This window comes from Dyadobacter psychrotolerans (assembly GCF_004349265.1).
GTDB lineage: Bacteria > Bacteroidota > Bacteroidia > Cytophagales > Spirosomataceae > Dyadobacter > Dyadobacter psychrotolerans.
The window spans coordinates 81,981-97,188 of the sequence record NZ_SMFL01000009.1 but is presented as its reverse complement, the minus strand read 5'-3'; the positions used below and the strand labels follow the sequence as shown (position 1 = coordinate 97,188).

The window sequence follows — 15,208 nt, the reverse complement described above, 5'->3', positions numbered from 1 at the left end:
ATAAATTTTTAGGTTAACCCCTGCCGAACTTCCCTCGAAAAAGATTTACCTTCGTTGTTTACAGCTTACAACTTGTTAATATCAGCATTGTGTCTAATAAATTAGTCGTATTGGGCGGGGGAGAAAGCGGCGTCGGTGCTGCTATTCTGGGGAAATCAAAAGGATTTGATGTTTTTTTGTCCGATCGCGGTGAATTGCATGCTAAGTACCGGGAAGAGTTAATCCGAAGAGATATTTCTTTTGAAGAAGGGCAGCATACCGAGGCGGTAGTGTTAGCTGCAGATCTGGTTATTAAGAGTCCCGGTATCCCTGATAAAGTCCCGCTGATTGTTTCATTACATGAAAAGGGAACTCCGGTAATCTCCGAAATTGAATTTGCATCACGCTATACGGATGCAAAACTAATTGCTATTACCGGAAGTAACGGCAAAACAACTACTACATTACTAACCTATCATCTGCTAAAAAATGCAGGATATAATGTGGGGTTAGCCGGGAATATAGGCGAAAGCTTTGCCTGGCAGGTTGCCGAAAAGAAATTTGACTATTATGTTTTGGAAATAAGTAGTTTTCAACTTGATAATATTGTAGATTTTCACCCGCAAGTCGCTGTTTTACTTAATATTACACCAGACCATCTTGACCGGTACAATTACTCGTTTCAGAACTACACCGATTCAAAATTCAATATCATAAAAAATCAAAGTGCCCGGGATCACTTTATCTATTTTGATGATAGCGAAGTGATTCTTGGAGAGTTCAGCAAACGTGAAATCATTCCGTCGAAGTTAGGGATTTCTTTAAATCATGAAATTAAAGAAGGAGCCTGGTTTGATGATGGATATTTGGCAATAAATAGTAAGGAGCGCCCGTTCAGGCAGGATTTTTCAGAATTGCCCATTAAGGGGCCACACAATGCAGTTAATGCGATGGCCGCAATTTTAGCGGCACAATCTGTTGGCGTTGAAACGGATAAGATTAAGACCGGGTTGCTTTCCTTTGTTAATGCGCCGCACCGTCTGGAACAGGTTGCAGTAATTAACGGAGTTACCTATGTGAACGATTCAAAAGCGACAAATGTGGATTCGGTGTTCTACGCACTTGGCAGTTTCTCGCAACCGGTTATTTTAATCGCAGGAGGCGTGGACAAAGGAAATGATTACAGTGAAATTGAAGAGCTGGTTCGTCAGAAAGTGAAAGGACTAATCGTTCTTAGCGTCAAGTACGAAAAACTGAGAGATTATTTTAGTGACATAGTTCCACAGCTTTACATCACGCAAGATGTTCAGGATGCGGTTAATCAGGCAAAAAGCTGGGGCGTCCCTGGTGATGTTGTCTTGCTTTCTCCGGCCTGCGCAAGTTTTGATCTTTTTAATAATTACGAAGACCGGGGAGATAAGTTTAAGGCCGCAGTCCGGAATCTTGAAAAATCATGATGGAGCAATCTATGGAAGGTAAAATGGATGTCTTGCAAAAGTCGAGAGAGGAAACTCAGGCCTGGTTTACCAGGAACCTGAAAGGCGATCCATGGATCTGGGGTATTTGCATCTTCATGCTGCTATGGAGTATCGTCGTTGTTTACAGCGCCAGCGTAAAAGATGCCTACAGCCAGAAAGATGGTAATACGGAATATTATCTTTATAAACATTCGTTGCTGTGTTTTCTGTCGCTGCTTGTTATGTTTTACATTCACCGGATTCCCTATATCAAATTTATTTATGTGACGCGACTTGCGGTCTGGAGTTCAATTCTCCTGTTGATCTTTACCATGTTTTTCGGGACTTCTGTAAATGATGCTTCCAGATGGATCGAGATACCAATTATAGGTCAGCGTTTCCAGCCATCCGAATGGGCCAAGGTTGCCTTAATCTCACATTTATCCTTAATCCTTGCGAGGCATATCAAAGGTGGGTGGAACACCAGAGAGTTATTTATGGAACCACTTGCGTTGGTGGGCCTGGTCTGTGGTTTGATCTTTACAAGTAACGTTTCAACAGCTGTAATGCTCGCAGGAATCTGCTTTCTGCTGATGTACGTAGGAAAAGTACCGTTGCATTATCTGCTTTTTACGGCGCTTGGCCTGGTTTTTTTTGCAACTTTAGCGATCCTTCTTAATTCTACACAGCGATCTGGCACGGCACAAAACCGTATCACTGCTTTTTTTGATAAAGATGTAGTTGTCTATCAATCTCAGCAGTCGTATATGGCGATGGCCCGGGGAGGTTTGTATGGAGAAGGGGTTTCCAAAAGTCGTCAAAGGCGCTTTTTACCAGAGCCGCAGAAAGATTTTATTTTCGCAGTTGCCGTAGAAGAATACGGAACACTGGGCGGTGTATTACTGATCATTTTATATCTGATTCTTTTGTATCGGGGACTAAAAGCAATTGAAGCAACCAAACGACCTTTCGGCGGATTACTATCTGCCGGCCTTACCTTTACTGTTGTAAGTCAGGCATTTTCGGCAATGGCCGTGACTGTTGGATTGGTGCCTGTAACCGGGCAAACATTGCCATTTTTTAGTCAGGGTGGAACATCTCTGCTTTTTACGGGTATTGCCATGGGTATGATACTGAGCGTAAGCAGAGGTGAAAAAATGGACGAGCAAAGGATTTAAAAGCCGGATGTCAAAACGAATAATCATAAGCGGAGGAGGAACGGGCGGACATATTTATCCGGCCATAGCCATAGCCAACGCAATACAAAAATTGGAACCTGATTCCGAAATTCTTTTCGTAGGAGCCTTGGGTAAGATGGAAATGGAGAAAGTGCCCAGGGCGGGATATGAGATCGTAGGTTTACCCATTGTGGGGATAAAACGGGAAATCACACTGGATAATCTGGCTTTTCCGTTTAAGCTGGCAGGAAGTCTTTTAAAGGCAAGAACAATTGTAAGGGATTTTAAACCGAATGTTGCTGTTGGTGTGGGCGGTTTTGCAAGCGGTCCGCTTCTAATGATGGCGTCTTTATCCGGAGTACCCACTTTAATTCAGGAGCAAAACTCCTATGCGGGAATAACCAACAAGCTTCTTGCGAAAAGAGCTGGTAAAATTTGTGTTGCCTATCCAGGAATGGAAGCATTTTTTCCAAAAGAAAAACTGGTGATGCTGGGTAATCCGGTGAGAAGTGATATCGTCGATGTGTCTTCAAAACGAAGTGAGGCATTGGCACACTTTGGCTTTTCGGACCAACGCAAAACTTTATTCGTAATGGGTGGAAGCCTTGGCGCCCGCTCTATTAATGAAAGCCTGAACGCTGGAATCGACAAACTGATTGCTGCAGGTTACCAGGTATTGTGGCAAACAGGAAAAGGTTTTATAGAAAAAGCGCAGGAAACTGTTGCAAGAATTGGTGCATCAAAGGTAAAAGCATTTGAGTTTATCTATGAGATGGACCTGGCCTATGCAGTTGCGGATGTGGTCGTTTCGAGAGCCGGTGCTTTATCTGTATCGGAGCTTTGTCTGGCTGCAAAACCCGCAATTCTGGTTCCTTATCCTGCTGCCGCAGAGGATCATCAGACAAAAAATGCATTGAGCCTGATTGAACAAAATGCAGCAGTCCTGATCAGAGACAATAAAACACAGCAGGATTTGGTGCCGGCAGCAATTGATCTGCTTAGCGATATTATAAAGCAGGAAGAATTGAAAATGAATATCAAAAAACTGGCAAGGCCGACTGCGGCAAATGACATTGCAAGGGAGGTCTTAAAATTGGTTAAATCGTAATCCGGATTATTGAAATGGCATCACCAATGACAAATTGGAAATATATATACTTTGTTGGGATCGGTGGGATTGGTATGAGTGCGCTTGCCCGCTGGTTTAAGGCCAACGGATTTCAGGTGGCGGGATACGATAAAACTTTAACCACGCTGGTTCAGACATTGATTGATGAAGATATTAAAGTTAATCTGGAAGATGAAGTATCGGCAATGCCAGCTGAATTTATAGCCGATCCGGATCATACACTGGTGATTTATACCCCGGCGGTACCTGTTCAGCACAAGCAGATGCTTTATCTGAGGGACAATAATTTTCTTATTCTAAAAAGATCTCAGGTGCTTGGCATGCTGACCAAAAATCTGAGAACTGTTGGCGTTGCAGGTACGCATGGAAAAACAACAACTTCCTCCATTGTTGCGCACATTTTGCGTCAAGCAGAGGTAAACAGCACCGCCTTTTTGGGTGGAATTACACAGAACTACGGAACCAATCTTCTGCTGAATGAACCAACAGAACATCTTGAAGAAGTGATCTGTGTTGTGGAGGCCGACGAATTTGATCGCTCGTTTCTTACGCTTTACCCTGAAATTGCCATTGTAACTTCCACGGATGCCGACCACCTGGATATCTATGGAAAACATGAAGCGGTACTGGATTCTTTCAAAGAATTTGTAAGCCAGATTGACGAAGAAGGAGCTTTGTTTATGAAACATGGCCTTGAAATCGGATCGGCGACAAAGGCAAAAGTTTACACCTATTCTCTGTCAGCGGGAGATTATCAGGCAGAAAATATTCGAATAGAAAATGCACGTTTTGTGTTTGATATCAAACATCCGGCAGGAGCGATTGAACAAATCGCCATGGTTATCCCCGGCTACCACAATATCGAGAATTCAATAGCGGCAGCAGCAGTTGCACTTTATCTTGATGTTCCTTCAGAAAAAATCAAGGAAGCACTGGAAAGCTATCGCGGAGTTAAACGTCGGTTTGAGTATCAGGTGGAGAGAAGCGGGAAGGTGTACATCGATGATTATGCACATCATCCGGCCGAAATAGAAGCTTTTCTTAAATCAGTGAAAGCTTTATATCCGGGTAGGCATATAACAGCTGTTTTTCAACCCCATCTTTTTACCAGGACCAGAGATTTTGCAGATGGTTTTGCAGAAAGTCTTTCCACTGCTGACAGGTTGTTGTTGCTGGATATTTATCCAGCCAGAGAATTGCCGATCGAGGGCGTTACTTCTGAAATGTTGTTGGAAAAAGTAGGTATTTCGGATAAAAAAATTATTTCTAAAGAGGAATTATTGAAGGTTTTACCTGAGTTGGATACAGAAGTAATCGTAACGATCGGAGCCGGAGATATAGACACTTTGGTATTACCAATAAAAAACTTATTCGCAGCCCCGGTAACTAATAATTAGTCAAAGCATTTTTAATATTACTGAGATGTTACGTAAATTTGGTTATTCTTGGCAATTTTTTAAACGTAGCTTGTGGCTTATTCTTCCTGTTGCCGGAATTGGGATGGCAGAAAGCAGGCTTGGTAGTCAGAGGTGTAACAATCTGGTTATCACGATTGAGGGAGATTCGGGAGCTTATTTTCTAAATCAAACAGACGTCCTTATGCTTTTAACTGAAAACGGAGGTGATCCGTTGATGGGGACACGGCTGGATGAAGTAAGTCTGAATGATCTTGAAAACCGGGTAAGAAAAAATAGGCTGATAAAAAAATGTCAGGTATATCGTGACCTGAAAGGGAACATCGTCGTTGATGTAGAGCAGGAAAGACCATTTGCAAGATGGATCAACACCTCCGCCAACGGAGAATGGCGTAATACCGACGGATACTATATAAATGAAGACGGCGTTTTTTTTCCGTTGTCCGATAGTTTTTCAGCAAGAACGCTGATTGTGTCAGGAGCTTTTTTCCGTGATTCAGGTAAATTGAAAACGGAGAAAGGCAAACTGCTGATGGATATGATTCGTTTTTTGAACGAAGATCCATTTTGGAAAGCACAGGTGGCAGAGTTAGATGCGGATAAATATGGTGATATTCATCTGCTTACAATAATGGGAGACCAAAGAATTGAATTTGGAGCGGCAGAAGGATTTGCATCCAAATTCAATAAATTACGCTTATTTTATGAAAGGGTTCTGAGTAAGGATTGGAGTAGATATTCGAAAATAAGTATTAAGTTTCAAGATCAAATAGTTTGTGAATAACAATTCACCATCAGCATGGCACACGATAAAATTGTAGTAGGAGTAGATATTGGAAGTACCAAAATTGCAGTTATAGCAGCTCAGGGCATTACGTCGGGAGCTCGTCAGAGTAATATTGAAATTCTTGGATTTAGTGAAGTTCCCGTTCAGTTAGGAGCTGTTGTTAATGGATCAGTAGAAAATATTAAACAGGTCGGCAGTGCTATACGTGAAGCGCTGGCAGAAGCCTCATCGCGTTCGGATCTGGATATCGGTGTTGTAAATGTAAGTTTTAGCGGTGCGCATGTGCGGGTAACTCCGCAAAGCGATGGTGTGATTCGCCCGTCTGCCTCAACAGGAGATGAAGTGACGCAAAGAGATGTGGATCAGCTTGTGGATGACATGTACCGGGCAAAAATACAGCCCAATTATGATGTGCTGCATGTTTTGCCTATTGACTTTGTGGTTGACAATTCAACCGGAGTGCGTGAACCGGTTGGACGTACAGGTATTAAATTAGGAGCGAACTTCCTTATTGTATCAGCGGATAACCAGTCAATTCAGCGTACAAAGAAAAGTTTGCTGGAAGCGGATCCGCATTTGAAGTTTGATAAACTGGTATATTCTCCGCTGGCAACAAGTCTTGCCGTACTTACCGATAATGAAATCAAGGCAGGTATTGCCATGGTTGATATCGGAGATCATACGACAGACCTGATTATTTATCAGGATCGTATTATCAGGCACATTGCTTCATTCCCAATTGGAGGCAGACATATAACAAATGATCTGGCAACAGGATGCGGCATACAGGTAGAAAATGCGGAACAACTTAAAAAGGAATATGGAGTCGCCGTTTCGGGAGACGTACCGCTGAATGTAGAAATCCTGGTTAATTTTCTTGCGGGCAGAGCGCCAAAGCAGGTTCTGAAAAAGAACGTAGCACTGATTATTGAAGAAAGGCTTAAAGAAATAGCTGCGATGGTTTATGCAGAAATTCTTAAGTCAGGGCATCATGAAAAACTGATTGGCGGTATTGTTTTAAGCGGGGGAAGTGCGGACATCGATGAGATTGAAGTACTTTTTGAGCGCGTGACGGGAATGTCTGTTAGAGTTGGATTCCCTGAGAATCTGGCGCGGACTGTGAAAGCGGATGCGGTTAGTAACTCAACTTTTGCAACGGCAATTGGCCTGGCCTGGGCGGGAATCAAATCGATTGATCCACGGGTAAGATCTGTTTGTAAACCAGAAGTTGTGGTAAGCCATCAGAACGGAAGCAACAATTACGTTCAGGAGCCAAAAAAGAAGGAAGAAAAAGAAGAACCTAAAAAGTCCGGGCGTTTCTTTTGGGATAATCTTCTTGGCAAAAAAGAAGAAAATACAGACGAATATTGAAATTTAGAGAAAGACACTTATCAACCCCGGGAATATGAATACAAGTTTGTTGCACGCATTAGACCAGGACTATATTGTGAACGAAATTATTAAAGAACCTCAAGGAGGGAATCAGGCAGAGCCTGCTATAATTAAGGTAATTGGTGTTGGAGGCGGAGGAAGTAATGCAGTCAACTACATGTTTGAGAAAAAAATCAAAGATGTGGAATTTGCAGTCTGCAACACCGACCGCCAGGCACTTGCGAATAGTCCTGTTCCTGTTAAAATACAGCTTGGTGCTACGCTTACCCAAGGTTTGGGAGCAGGTACGGATGCGACCAAAGGAAAGGAAGCGGCTTTGGAAACGATTGAGGAGATTAAAAGTCTTCTTGGCGGATCAACACAAATGGTGTTCATCACAGCTGGTATGGGTGGTGGAACCGGTACAGGAGCTGCACCCGTGATTGCGCAGCTTGCTAAGGAAATGGGTAAACTGACGGTTGCCGTTGTGACAGCACCCTACACCTGGGAAGGTCTTGATAAAAAAGAACAGGCACTGGAAGGTATAGAGCAGCTTAAAGAGTTTAGCGATACGGTTCTGGTTGTCTTGAATGATAAACTGGAAGAACTTTATGAAGACATGACACTGACCCAGGCTTTTGCCGAGGCAGATGGAATTCTTCTTAATGCTGTAAAAAGTATTTCGGAGATTATTACCACAAACGGTAATATCAACACCGATTTTAAAGACGTTGAAAAAGTGCTGAAAGGCGCTGGACAGTCTGTAATGGGTACTTCCGAAGCATCTGGTTCGGATCGTGCACAGATTGCTATAAAAGAAGCACTGGATTCTCCCTTGCTGAACGACCGGGATATCAGAGGCGCGAAACGCATTTTGGTTACTTTGGCTACCAGCAAGAAAAAAGAAGCCACTATGAAGGAGCAGCGTGAGATATGGCAATTTGTTCTCTCTCAGGTAGGCGGAGAAGCCCGCATGTTTAAATTAGGTACAATTACTGATGATTCACTGGGGGACAAACTTCGTGTAACCATTGTTGCCGCCGGATTTGACAGCATCGAATCTCCGATTCCGGGTATGCAGACAAAAAGCATGCTGAAAGCAAGTGCAGAAGCGCAGGTTGTAGCCGTGATCGTACCTGAGCCTATTCCTGTTCAGGAAGTTGTGTTGACAGGAGAAGTTTACGAGAATAGTAATACAAGTTCAGTAGACTTAGTAATGGATGAGATTGTATCTCCTTCCCGTGAAAATTACAGTACTTCAATAATCGATGCGGATCACAATGAAGACTGGTCGAACGAAGAATCAGAAAAACTGGAAGCGATGGTGAAATCTTTTAAAGACGGTCTTGTTAAATACGCCGACCTTGAAGGGCCTGCTTACCGTCGCAGCCGGATTGATCTTTGGAAACGTCCTGCAATTCCGGCAAGTGAAATGGAACAGCACTGGCTTAAATAAGAGATATCAATAATCAGAAAAAGGAGCTTTGAGCTCCTTTTTCTGATTAAAACCGGATGATTTGCTCTGCCTGCATTTCGATCAATTCTTTATAAAGCGCATTTGAAATAACCTGGTCGCTGTAATGGGAACGGATCTGAGCGAGTTTCACTCGTAACGCCAGTGTATTCATGCCAAGATAACTGAATACATCGTTCAGGTGGCTCATGGCAATCGTAGCTCCCTGCATATTGGAAGATAATCCAACGAGTGCAGCTTTTTTATTTGAAAAACTATTTGGATAAGGTAATCCGTCGATAAAAGCTTTCAGGACTCCGGGATAAGAACCATTATATTCCGGAACAATAAAAACAAACTTATCGGTTGTTTCAAGCAGCGCCTTTAATCCGTTGAACTGGTCGTTTTTGCCGGTATTTTCATAAAGGGCCGAAACCGTAAAATCGTGAGGAAGTTCCACCAAATCCAGGATAAGGCTATCTGCATTCAGCTGGTTAAGAATGTTTTGGTAATATTCTGCGATTTTTCGTGACATGGAATTTGGCCGGTTGGTGCCAACAATTATCACAATTGGTTTAGTCGATGTTGTCATTGAGCAGGCGATTCAGCATCGCAGTATTTCGGTCTATTTCAAAATTCAGGTTATTTGTAAGGAACAAAATTTTAGTAAATATGTTCAGTACTGGCATGCTGTTTCCTGTAAAGGTATTGGTGATTAAAATGCAATACTAGCCTCTGCTATCATTTTACCGAACATTTATTGCTATATTTGACCCCTTAATTCATCATGAAAACAAGATAAGGAACTAGCTTACAGGTCTTTATCAAAGGCGTTAACCCACATAATAATATGTCTTGGTTTATTCGGAAAGAAAAAGGTATTAATACCCCCACCGAAATGAAGCGTGAAGCTCCGGATGGTTTGTGGTATCAGTGTCCTCAATGCAAGAAAATTACTCCTACACGTGAGCACAAGCTTAATGCTTATACCTGCCCGCATTGCAACTATCACGACAAGGTAGGGTCGGAAATATATTTTGAGCTTTTGTTCGACGATAATAAATTCACTGAACTGGATGCTAATTTAACATCCGGCGATCCGCTCAAATTCGTCGACACAAAAGCTTATCCTGACCGAGTAAAAGCGACAATTCAGAAAACCGGATTGAAAGATGCGGTTCGTACGGGTTATGGCAAGATGAACGATCTGGATATTGTTATCGCCTGTATGGATTTTAGCTTTATTGGCGGTTCGATGGGATCGGTTGTGGGTGAAAAAATCGCTCGCGCTATCAACTATGCACTTAAAAAGAAAATACCTTTTTTGATGATTTCGAAATCCGGTGGTGCACGTATGATGGAGGCTGGTTTTTCATTGATGCAAATGGCAAAAACGTCAGCTCGTCTTGCATTACTGTCTGAAGCAAAACTTCCGTATATCTCTTTGCTTACAGATCCGACTACGGGTGGAGTAACTGCATCTTATGCAATGCTTGGTGATTTCAATATTTCCGAACCGGAAGCACTGATCGGATTTGCCGGCCCGCGCGTTATTCGTGAAACAATTGGTAAGGATTTGCCAAAAGGATTTCAAAGTGCGGAATTCGTTCTTGAACATGGTTTCCTGGATTTCATTGTAGATCGCAAAGATTTAAAAGATAAACTTACAAGTCTGCTAACTATGCTGAGCTGATATGCGTTTGGTTTCCCATCCCGTTCTGTGTAATTACTATGTGACCTATCGCTGCAATGCTTCATGTGGTTTTTGTGACATTTGGGAGAAACCATCGCCATATATAACAGTCGAGAATCTTCGGGAGAATCTCCGGGATCTTAAACGACTTGGTGTTAAAGTGATCGATTTCACAGGTGGTGAGCCGCTTTTGCACCGGCAGTTGGATCTGTTGCTCCGGGAAGCAAAGGATCACGGTATGATCACCACCGTGACCAGTAACGGCCTGCTTTATCCCAAATATGCTGAACGATTGAAGGGCCTTATTGATATGCTCCATTTTTCACTGGATTCACCGGATCGCGATGAGCACGACAAGTCCAGGAATGTGAAGTGTTTTGATAAGGTAATGGAGTCGATCGAAATCGCCAAGAGCATGGGAGAGAGGCCGGATATTATTTTCACGGTATTTGAAGATAATGTTCATAAAATACGCCAGCTATGGGAAGAAGTTTGTTTACCAAACAATCTGATCCTAATTCTTAATCCGGTATTTGAATACAATAATGTAGGCGGGAATTTATCCAAAGAAGCTTTAAAGGAGCTGGTTTGGTGGGGTAAGCAAAAGAATGTTTATCTCAATGAGGCCTTCATACAATTACGGCTCGACGGAGGCAATCACGTTGAAGACCCGGTATGTAAGGCTGCCAGTACTACGCTTGTAATTTCGCCGGAAAATAAACTCGTTCTTCCCTGTTATCATCTCGGTCTTAAAGATTTTCCGATTGAAGGAAACTTGTTTGATCTCTATCATTCCGATGAAGTGCAGAAACTGGTAGCACTGGAAGGAAAACTCCCGGCCTGTGAAGGTTGCGCGATCAATTGTTATATGCAGCCATCCTTTGCAGTTGAGATGAACCGGTACTGGTGGAAGGCCCTGCCAAGTACATTAAAATACAACAGGATAAAAGGAACCTGGAAACAAATGGTGGGGCTGTAATCAGAGATAATCTGTTTTGCGCCTTGTATCCGTTATCTGAAGTATTTTCCAGCCGGCCTTATCCTTGCCCAAAAGAAATACATTTACACCGCAGTGAGAAAATTTATCGCCCAGATAAAATTTGTATGGCGCCCAAACCGTAGCCATTGGCCCGTCTGTTAGAATTTTCACATCATAAATTCTTTCATCCCAAATTTCCTTGTGAGGTGTTCCTATTGCTTTTATAAAACGTTCGAATGATGACTTGTCCGCTTTTAGTGAATCGTTTGCATTGATTAGCACTGAAGACAATGTTGCTCCGGGCAATATGATGCTTCTTACCGCCGCCGAATCGCCGGACCGCATACCGTCAAAAAATTTATCGACCGTTAGCCGTACCTCGCTTTGATAATCCTGTGCTTTTGTTTTAATCGTTGACAGCAGGAATAAAGTCAGAAACAGGTAGCAGAATGGCGCAGAGATTTTCATAAGTTGGTATAATTTTATAAAAGGTTAATTTTGCACCTCTTTTAAATCAAAAGAATAGAATGTCTGAAAAATTAGTCAAAAAAGTAGATATAAAGAACAGAAGGGCTTCCTTCGAATATTTTTTTATAGAAGAGTTTACTGCAGGTCTGGCACTTACCGGCACAGAAATAAAGTCTATACGTCAGGGGAAGGTTAATTTTCAGGATGCGTATTGTCTTTTTATGGACAATGAGCTGTACGTCAGAAGTCTGCACATTTCTCCCTACACCGAAGGAACGCACTACAATCACGACCCGATGCGTGATCGTAAACTGCTTATAACCAAGCGTGAAAGGAAAAGATTAACCGAAAATTTGAAGGATCAGGGATTAACAATTATTCCGGTCCGAATTTTTACCAGCGACCGCGGATTCGCAAAAATGCACATTGCACTGGCCAAAGGTAAAAAGCTGTACGACAAGCGGGATTCGATCAAAGAAAGAGATGTCAAGCGTGAAACAGATCGTATTAACTATTAGCGCAAACGTTTTAACCGTTATAGCCTGACCGGAAATGCCAGGGCCGGTTCATTATCAACAGGTTTGAAGTAAAATTTTAAGAATATTTGAATTCTTCCAAACGTTTTTTTACGTAAAAATTCCTATATTGTCAGAATCAATTACCTCAAAGACTCATGGGTAAAGTACTGGTTCTTAATCAAGATTACAGCGCGTTAAGTGTTTGCACGGTTCCAAAGGCGTTTTTGTTAGTGTACATGAACAAGGCAGAGATGCTTGCCGAGTCTCCCAACGATTTTCTGCGGACTGTAAGCAGTGAATATCCGTCTCCGATTGTTATCCGTTTAAACCATTACATCAATCTCCCGTATCGTGGCGTGGTAATGAGCCGTCACAACATTTTTAAAAGAGACGGTAACCGCTGCCAGTACTGCGGAACGCACGACCATCTTACACTTGATCATGTCATTCCTAAGTCCAAGGGAGGGAAAACCAGCTGGGATAACCTGGCAACGGCCTGTAAAAGATGTAATTCGCGTAAAGGAGACCATACACCTGAAGAAGTAGATATGCCCTTGCGACAGCGTCCTTTCCGGCCATCATTTCTTATGTTTATTAGAGATTTTTCCGGGTTAGCTGATGAAACATGGCTTCCATACCTTGGTTCGAAGGAAAGAAGCCGCTGAGTTTTTCCCGCAATTCTTCCTGAACAGGCACATTTACTCAATTTCTGCCTGAATTCTTCATATTTTCTTACTAAAATCAATTGTACCTCTGGATTTTAACGGAGGGAAATTGTACCTTTGCGCTCTGTTTTTTTAAATATATTCGTTTCCACCAATTTTCAGCTATTTCGCTCGCGAGCTGATGTATTCCAGAGCAATAAGTCCTATTTATGTCTAAGGAAAAACAAACACAAGCACTTCCTGATTTCGATTGGGAGAAAGCAGAAGACAAAGGTTTTGGTACAGGTTATTCATCTGCTGACCGTACCCGCCTTGAAGCAATGTATGACACTACAATTTCTCCTGTTCAGGAAAAAGAAGTAGTAAAAGGAGTAGTAGTAGGTATTACTGATCGTGAAGTGATTCTTAACATCGGGTTCAAATCTGATGGTATCGTTTCATCCAATGAATTCCGTGACCTTCCTGGTATGAAAATCGGGGATGAAGTGGAAGTTTATGTAGAAAATCAGGAAGATGCACAAGGTCAGCTTGTATTATCCCGCAAAAAAGCGAAAGTAATTACTGCATGGGATAACATCCAGAAATCTTTTGACGAAGATGTTGTTATTGATGCTAACGTTAAAAGAAGAACAAAGGGTGGTCTTATTGTAGATATATTTGGTATCGAGGCTTTCTTGCCAGGTTCACAAATCGATGTTAAACCAATCCGCGATTTCGACATCTTTGTTGGAAAGCGTATGGAGGTGAAAGTGGTTAAGATCAATTACGCAAATGATAACGTAGTTGTATCGCACAAAATATTGATCGAAAAAGATCTTGAAGCACAGCGTCAGCAAATCCTGAACAACCTTGAAAAAGGTCAGGTACTTGAAGGTGTGATCAAGAATATGACAAACTTCGGTGTGTTCATTGATCTTGGTGGTGTAGATGGTCTTCTTCACATTACGGATATTTCATGGGGTCGTATCAACCACCCATCTGATCTTCTTGCTTTGGATCAGAAACTGAACGTGGTTGTTCTTGACTTTGATGAAGAGAAAAAACGTATCTCTCTTGGCTTGAAACAACTTCAGTCTCACCCATGGGATTCTCTTGCAGAAGAAATCCAGGTTGGATCGAAAGTTACAGGACGTATTGTTAATGTTGCTGATTACGGCGCATTCCTTGAGATCAAACCTGGTGTTGAAGGTTTGATCCACGTTTCTGAAATGTCATGGTCTCAGCACCTGCGCAATCCTCAGGAATTCATGAACGTAAATGATGAAATCAGTGCAGTAGTGTTGACACTGGATCGTCAGGAACGTAAAATGTCTCTGGGTATTAAACAACTTACCGAAGATCCATGGACACAAGGTTCATTGAAAGATAAGTATGCAATCGGTACCCGTCATAAAGGTGTTGTTCGTAATCTTACAAACTTCGGTTTATTCATCGAACTTGAAGAAGGTATCGACGGACTTGTTCACGTTTCAGATTTGTCATGGACCAAGAAAATCAAACATCCTTCTGACTTCGTTAAAGTTAACGACGAACTTGAAGTTGTTGTTCTTGAACTTGACGCTGACAACCGTCGTCTTGCTTTGGGTCACAAACAACTTGAAGAAAATCCATGGGATACATTTGAAACCATCTTTGCAGTTGGATCTGTTCACAAATCCACAATCGTTGCAAAAGGTGATAAATTTGCTACCCTTGAGCTTCCTTACGGAATCGAAGGTATTGCTGCAATCAAAAATCTTACAAAAGAGGATGGTTCGGTTGCCGAGGTTGGAGAAAGCCTTGACTTCACAGTTCTTGAGTTTCTGAAAGATGAAAAGAAAATCGTTCTTACTCACTCGGAAGTGAAGCCATCCGCTGCACCTGTAGCTGCTGAGAAAAAAGAAGAAAGAGCTCCTAAGGCTAATTCATCTTCTTCTGCTGCTAAATCTTCTCCTGCTGAGTCGTCAAGCAAAGAAGGTGAAAAGTCTACTTTCGGAGACTTAAGCGTACTTTCTGCTTTGAAGGAACAGTTTGAAGAAAGCGAAAAGAAAGAAAAAAAGTAATTAAAAGTTAATAAGCGTGCGGAGTAGAGAATTTTTTTAATACTTTTGCACCCGGGTTGGACAAAGCATCCAGC

The 15,208-nt window shown here is 42.2% G+C and carries 14 protein-coding genes; 12 read left to right on the top strand and 2 right to left on the bottom strand.

The features are described from left to right. The first annotated feature begins 86 nt into the window (after nucleotides 1-86). Genes murD through ftsZ form a run of 7 tightly spaced genes read left to right on the top strand, consistent with a single transcriptional unit; the run spans nucleotide 87 to nucleotide 8,772 of the window. Nucleotides 87-1,436, top strand: a complete 1,350-nt coding sequence (gene murD, locus E0F88_RS22050) for a UDP-N-acetylmuramoyl-L-alanine--D-glutamate ligase (RefSeq protein ID WP_131960450.1) — start codon at nucleotides 87-89, stop codon at nucleotides 1,434-1,436. Continuing rightward, nucleotides 1,433-2,614 carry an FtsW/RodA/SpoVE family cell cycle protein gene (locus tag E0F88_RS22045; protein ID WP_229213869.1) on the top strand — a complete coding sequence of 394 codons (1,182 nt, stop codon included), beginning with the start codon at nucleotides 1,433-1,435 and terminating at the stop codon, nucleotides 2,612-2,614. Before murD ends, E0F88_RS22045 begins: the two co-directional genes overlap by 4 nt. A gap of 7 nt (nucleotides 2,615-2,621) precedes the next feature. Then, nucleotides 2,622-3,722 carry an undecaprenyldiphospho-muramoylpentapeptide beta-N-acetylglucosaminyltransferase gene (gene murG / locus E0F88_RS22040; RefSeq protein WP_131960449.1) on the top strand — a complete coding sequence of 367 codons (1,101 nt, stop codon included), beginning with the start codon at nucleotides 2,622-2,624 and terminating at the stop codon, nucleotides 3,720-3,722. 26 nt (nucleotides 3,723-3,748) lie between these two features. Continuing rightward, the gene (murC, locus tag E0F88_RS22035) at nucleotides 3,749-5,140 is read left to right on the top strand and encodes a UDP-N-acetylmuramate--L-alanine ligase (protein WP_131960448.1); all 1,392 of its coding nucleotides are present in this window, start codon (nucleotides 3,749-3,751) and stop codon (nucleotides 5,138-5,140) included. A 25-nt stretch (nucleotides 5,141-5,165) separates the two neighbouring features. Beyond that, a complete protein-coding gene (locus E0F88_RS22030; protein WP_131960447.1) occupies nucleotides 5,166-5,942 on the top strand; it encodes a cell division protein FtsQ/DivIB in 777 nt (258 codons plus the stop codon). A 15-nt stretch (nucleotides 5,943-5,957) separates the two neighbouring features. Further along, entirely contained in the window at nucleotides 5,958-7,316 is a 1,359-nt protein-coding gene (gene ftsA, locus E0F88_RS22025) for a cell division protein FtsA (RefSeq protein ID WP_131960446.1), read from the top strand. Nucleotides 7,317-7,350: 34 nt separating this feature from the next. Beyond that, complete coding sequence (gene ftsZ, locus E0F88_RS22020; RefSeq protein WP_131960445.1) at nucleotides 7,351-8,772, top strand: cell division protein FtsZ; 1,422 nt, start codon at nucleotides 7,351-7,353, stop codon at nucleotides 8,770-8,772. A gap of 46 nt (nucleotides 8,773-8,818) precedes the next feature. Here ftsZ and E0F88_RS22015 read toward each other — a convergent pair whose 3' ends face one another. Further along, the gene (locus E0F88_RS22015; RefSeq protein ID WP_131960444.1) at nucleotides 8,819-9,361 is read right to left on the bottom strand and encodes an NADPH-dependent FMN reductase; all 543 of its coding nucleotides are present in this window, start codon (nucleotides 9,359-9,361) and stop codon (nucleotides 8,819-8,821) included. 258 nt (nucleotides 9,362-9,619) lie between these two features. On the opposite strand from E0F88_RS22015, the gene accD reads away from it, so the two are divergent. Then, nucleotides 9,620-10,462, top strand: coding sequence for an acetyl-CoA carboxylase, carboxyltransferase subunit beta (gene accD, locus E0F88_RS22010; protein WP_131960443.1), 843 nt, complete (start codon nucleotides 9,620-9,622; stop codon nucleotides 10,460-10,462). A 1-nt stretch (nucleotide 10,463) separates the two neighbouring features. Next, nucleotides 10,464-11,441 carry a radical SAM protein gene (locus E0F88_RS22005; protein WP_131960442.1) on the top strand — a complete coding sequence of 326 codons (978 nt, stop codon included), beginning with the start codon at nucleotides 10,464-10,466 and terminating at the stop codon, nucleotides 11,439-11,441. On the opposite strand, the gene E0F88_RS22000 is transcribed toward E0F88_RS22005, so the two are convergent. Continuing rightward, nucleotides 11,442-11,909 (bottom strand): nuclear transport factor 2 family protein, encoded by a 468-nt coding sequence (locus tag E0F88_RS22000; RefSeq protein WP_131960441.1) that lies wholly within the window; start codon nucleotides 11,907-11,909, stop codon nucleotides 11,442-11,444. It abuts the gene before it with no gap. Nucleotides 11,910-11,968: 59 nt separating this feature from the next. Here E0F88_RS22000 and smpB point away from each other — a divergent pair, with 59 nt between their 5' ends. From smpB to rpsA, 3 genes are all read left to right on the top strand, one after another. After that, nucleotides 11,969-12,427: an SsrA-binding protein SmpB gene (gene smpB / locus E0F88_RS21995; protein ID WP_131960440.1), complete on the top strand. Its 459-nt coding sequence runs from the start codon at nucleotides 11,969-11,971 to the stop codon at nucleotides 12,425-12,427. 155 nt (nucleotides 12,428-12,582) lie between these two features. Next, nucleotides 12,583-13,092: an HNH endonuclease gene (locus tag E0F88_RS21990; RefSeq protein ID WP_131960439.1), complete on the top strand. Its 510-nt coding sequence runs from the start codon at nucleotides 12,583-12,585 to the stop codon at nucleotides 13,090-13,092. Nucleotides 13,093-13,301: 209 nt separating this feature from the next. Next, entirely contained in the window at nucleotides 13,302-15,134 is a 1,833-nt protein-coding gene (rpsA, locus tag E0F88_RS21985) for a 30S ribosomal protein S1 (RefSeq protein WP_131960438.1), read from the top strand. The last annotated feature ends 74 nt before the right edge of the window (nucleotides 15,135-15,208 follow it).

Excerpts from the sequence above, each read along its gene's own strand:
- E0F88_RS22045 (WP_229213869.1), top strand. The coding sequence starts at position 1,433 with ATGATGGAGCAATCTATGGAAGGTAAAATGGATGTCTTGCAAAAGTCG.
- murG (WP_131960449.1), top strand. The coding sequence starts at position 2,622 with ATGTCAAAACGAATAATCATAAGCGGAGGAGGAACGGGCGGACATATT.
- murC (WP_131960448.1), top strand. The coding sequence starts at position 3,749 with ATGACAAATTGGAAATATATATACTTTGTTGGGATCGGTGGGATTGGT.
- E0F88_RS22030 (WP_131960447.1), top strand. The coding sequence starts at position 5,166 with ATGTTACGTAAATTTGGTTATTCTTGGCAATTTTTTAAACGTAGCTTG.
- ftsA (WP_131960446.1), top strand. The coding sequence starts at position 5,958 with ATGGCACACGATAAAATTGTAGTAGGAGTAGATATTGGAAGTACCAAA.
- ftsZ (WP_131960445.1), top strand. The coding sequence starts at position 7,351 with ATGAATACAAGTTTGTTGCACGCATTAGACCAGGACTATATTGTGAAC.
- E0F88_RS22015 (WP_131960444.1), bottom strand. The coding sequence starts at position 9,361 with ATGACAACATCGACTAAACCAATTGTGATAATTGTTGGCACCAACCGG.
- accD (WP_131960443.1), top strand. The coding sequence starts at position 9,620 with ATGTCTTGGTTTATTCGGAAAGAAAAAGGTATTAATACCCCCACCGAA.
- E0F88_RS22005 (WP_131960442.1), top strand. The coding sequence starts at position 10,464 with ATGCGTTTGGTTTCCCATCCCGTTCTGTGTAATTACTATGTGACCTAT.
- E0F88_RS22000 (WP_131960441.1), bottom strand. The coding sequence starts at position 11,909 with ATGAAAATCTCTGCGCCATTCTGCTACCTGTTTCTGACTTTATTCCTG.
- smpB (WP_131960440.1), top strand. The coding sequence starts at position 11,969 with ATGTCTGAAAAATTAGTCAAAAAAGTAGATATAAAGAACAGAAGGGCT.
- E0F88_RS21990 (WP_131960439.1), top strand. The coding sequence starts at position 12,583 with ATGGGTAAAGTACTGGTTCTTAATCAAGATTACAGCGCGTTAAGTGTT.
- rpsA (WP_131960438.1), top strand. The coding sequence starts at position 13,302 with ATGTCTAAGGAAAAACAAACACAAGCACTTCCTGATTTCGATTGGGAG.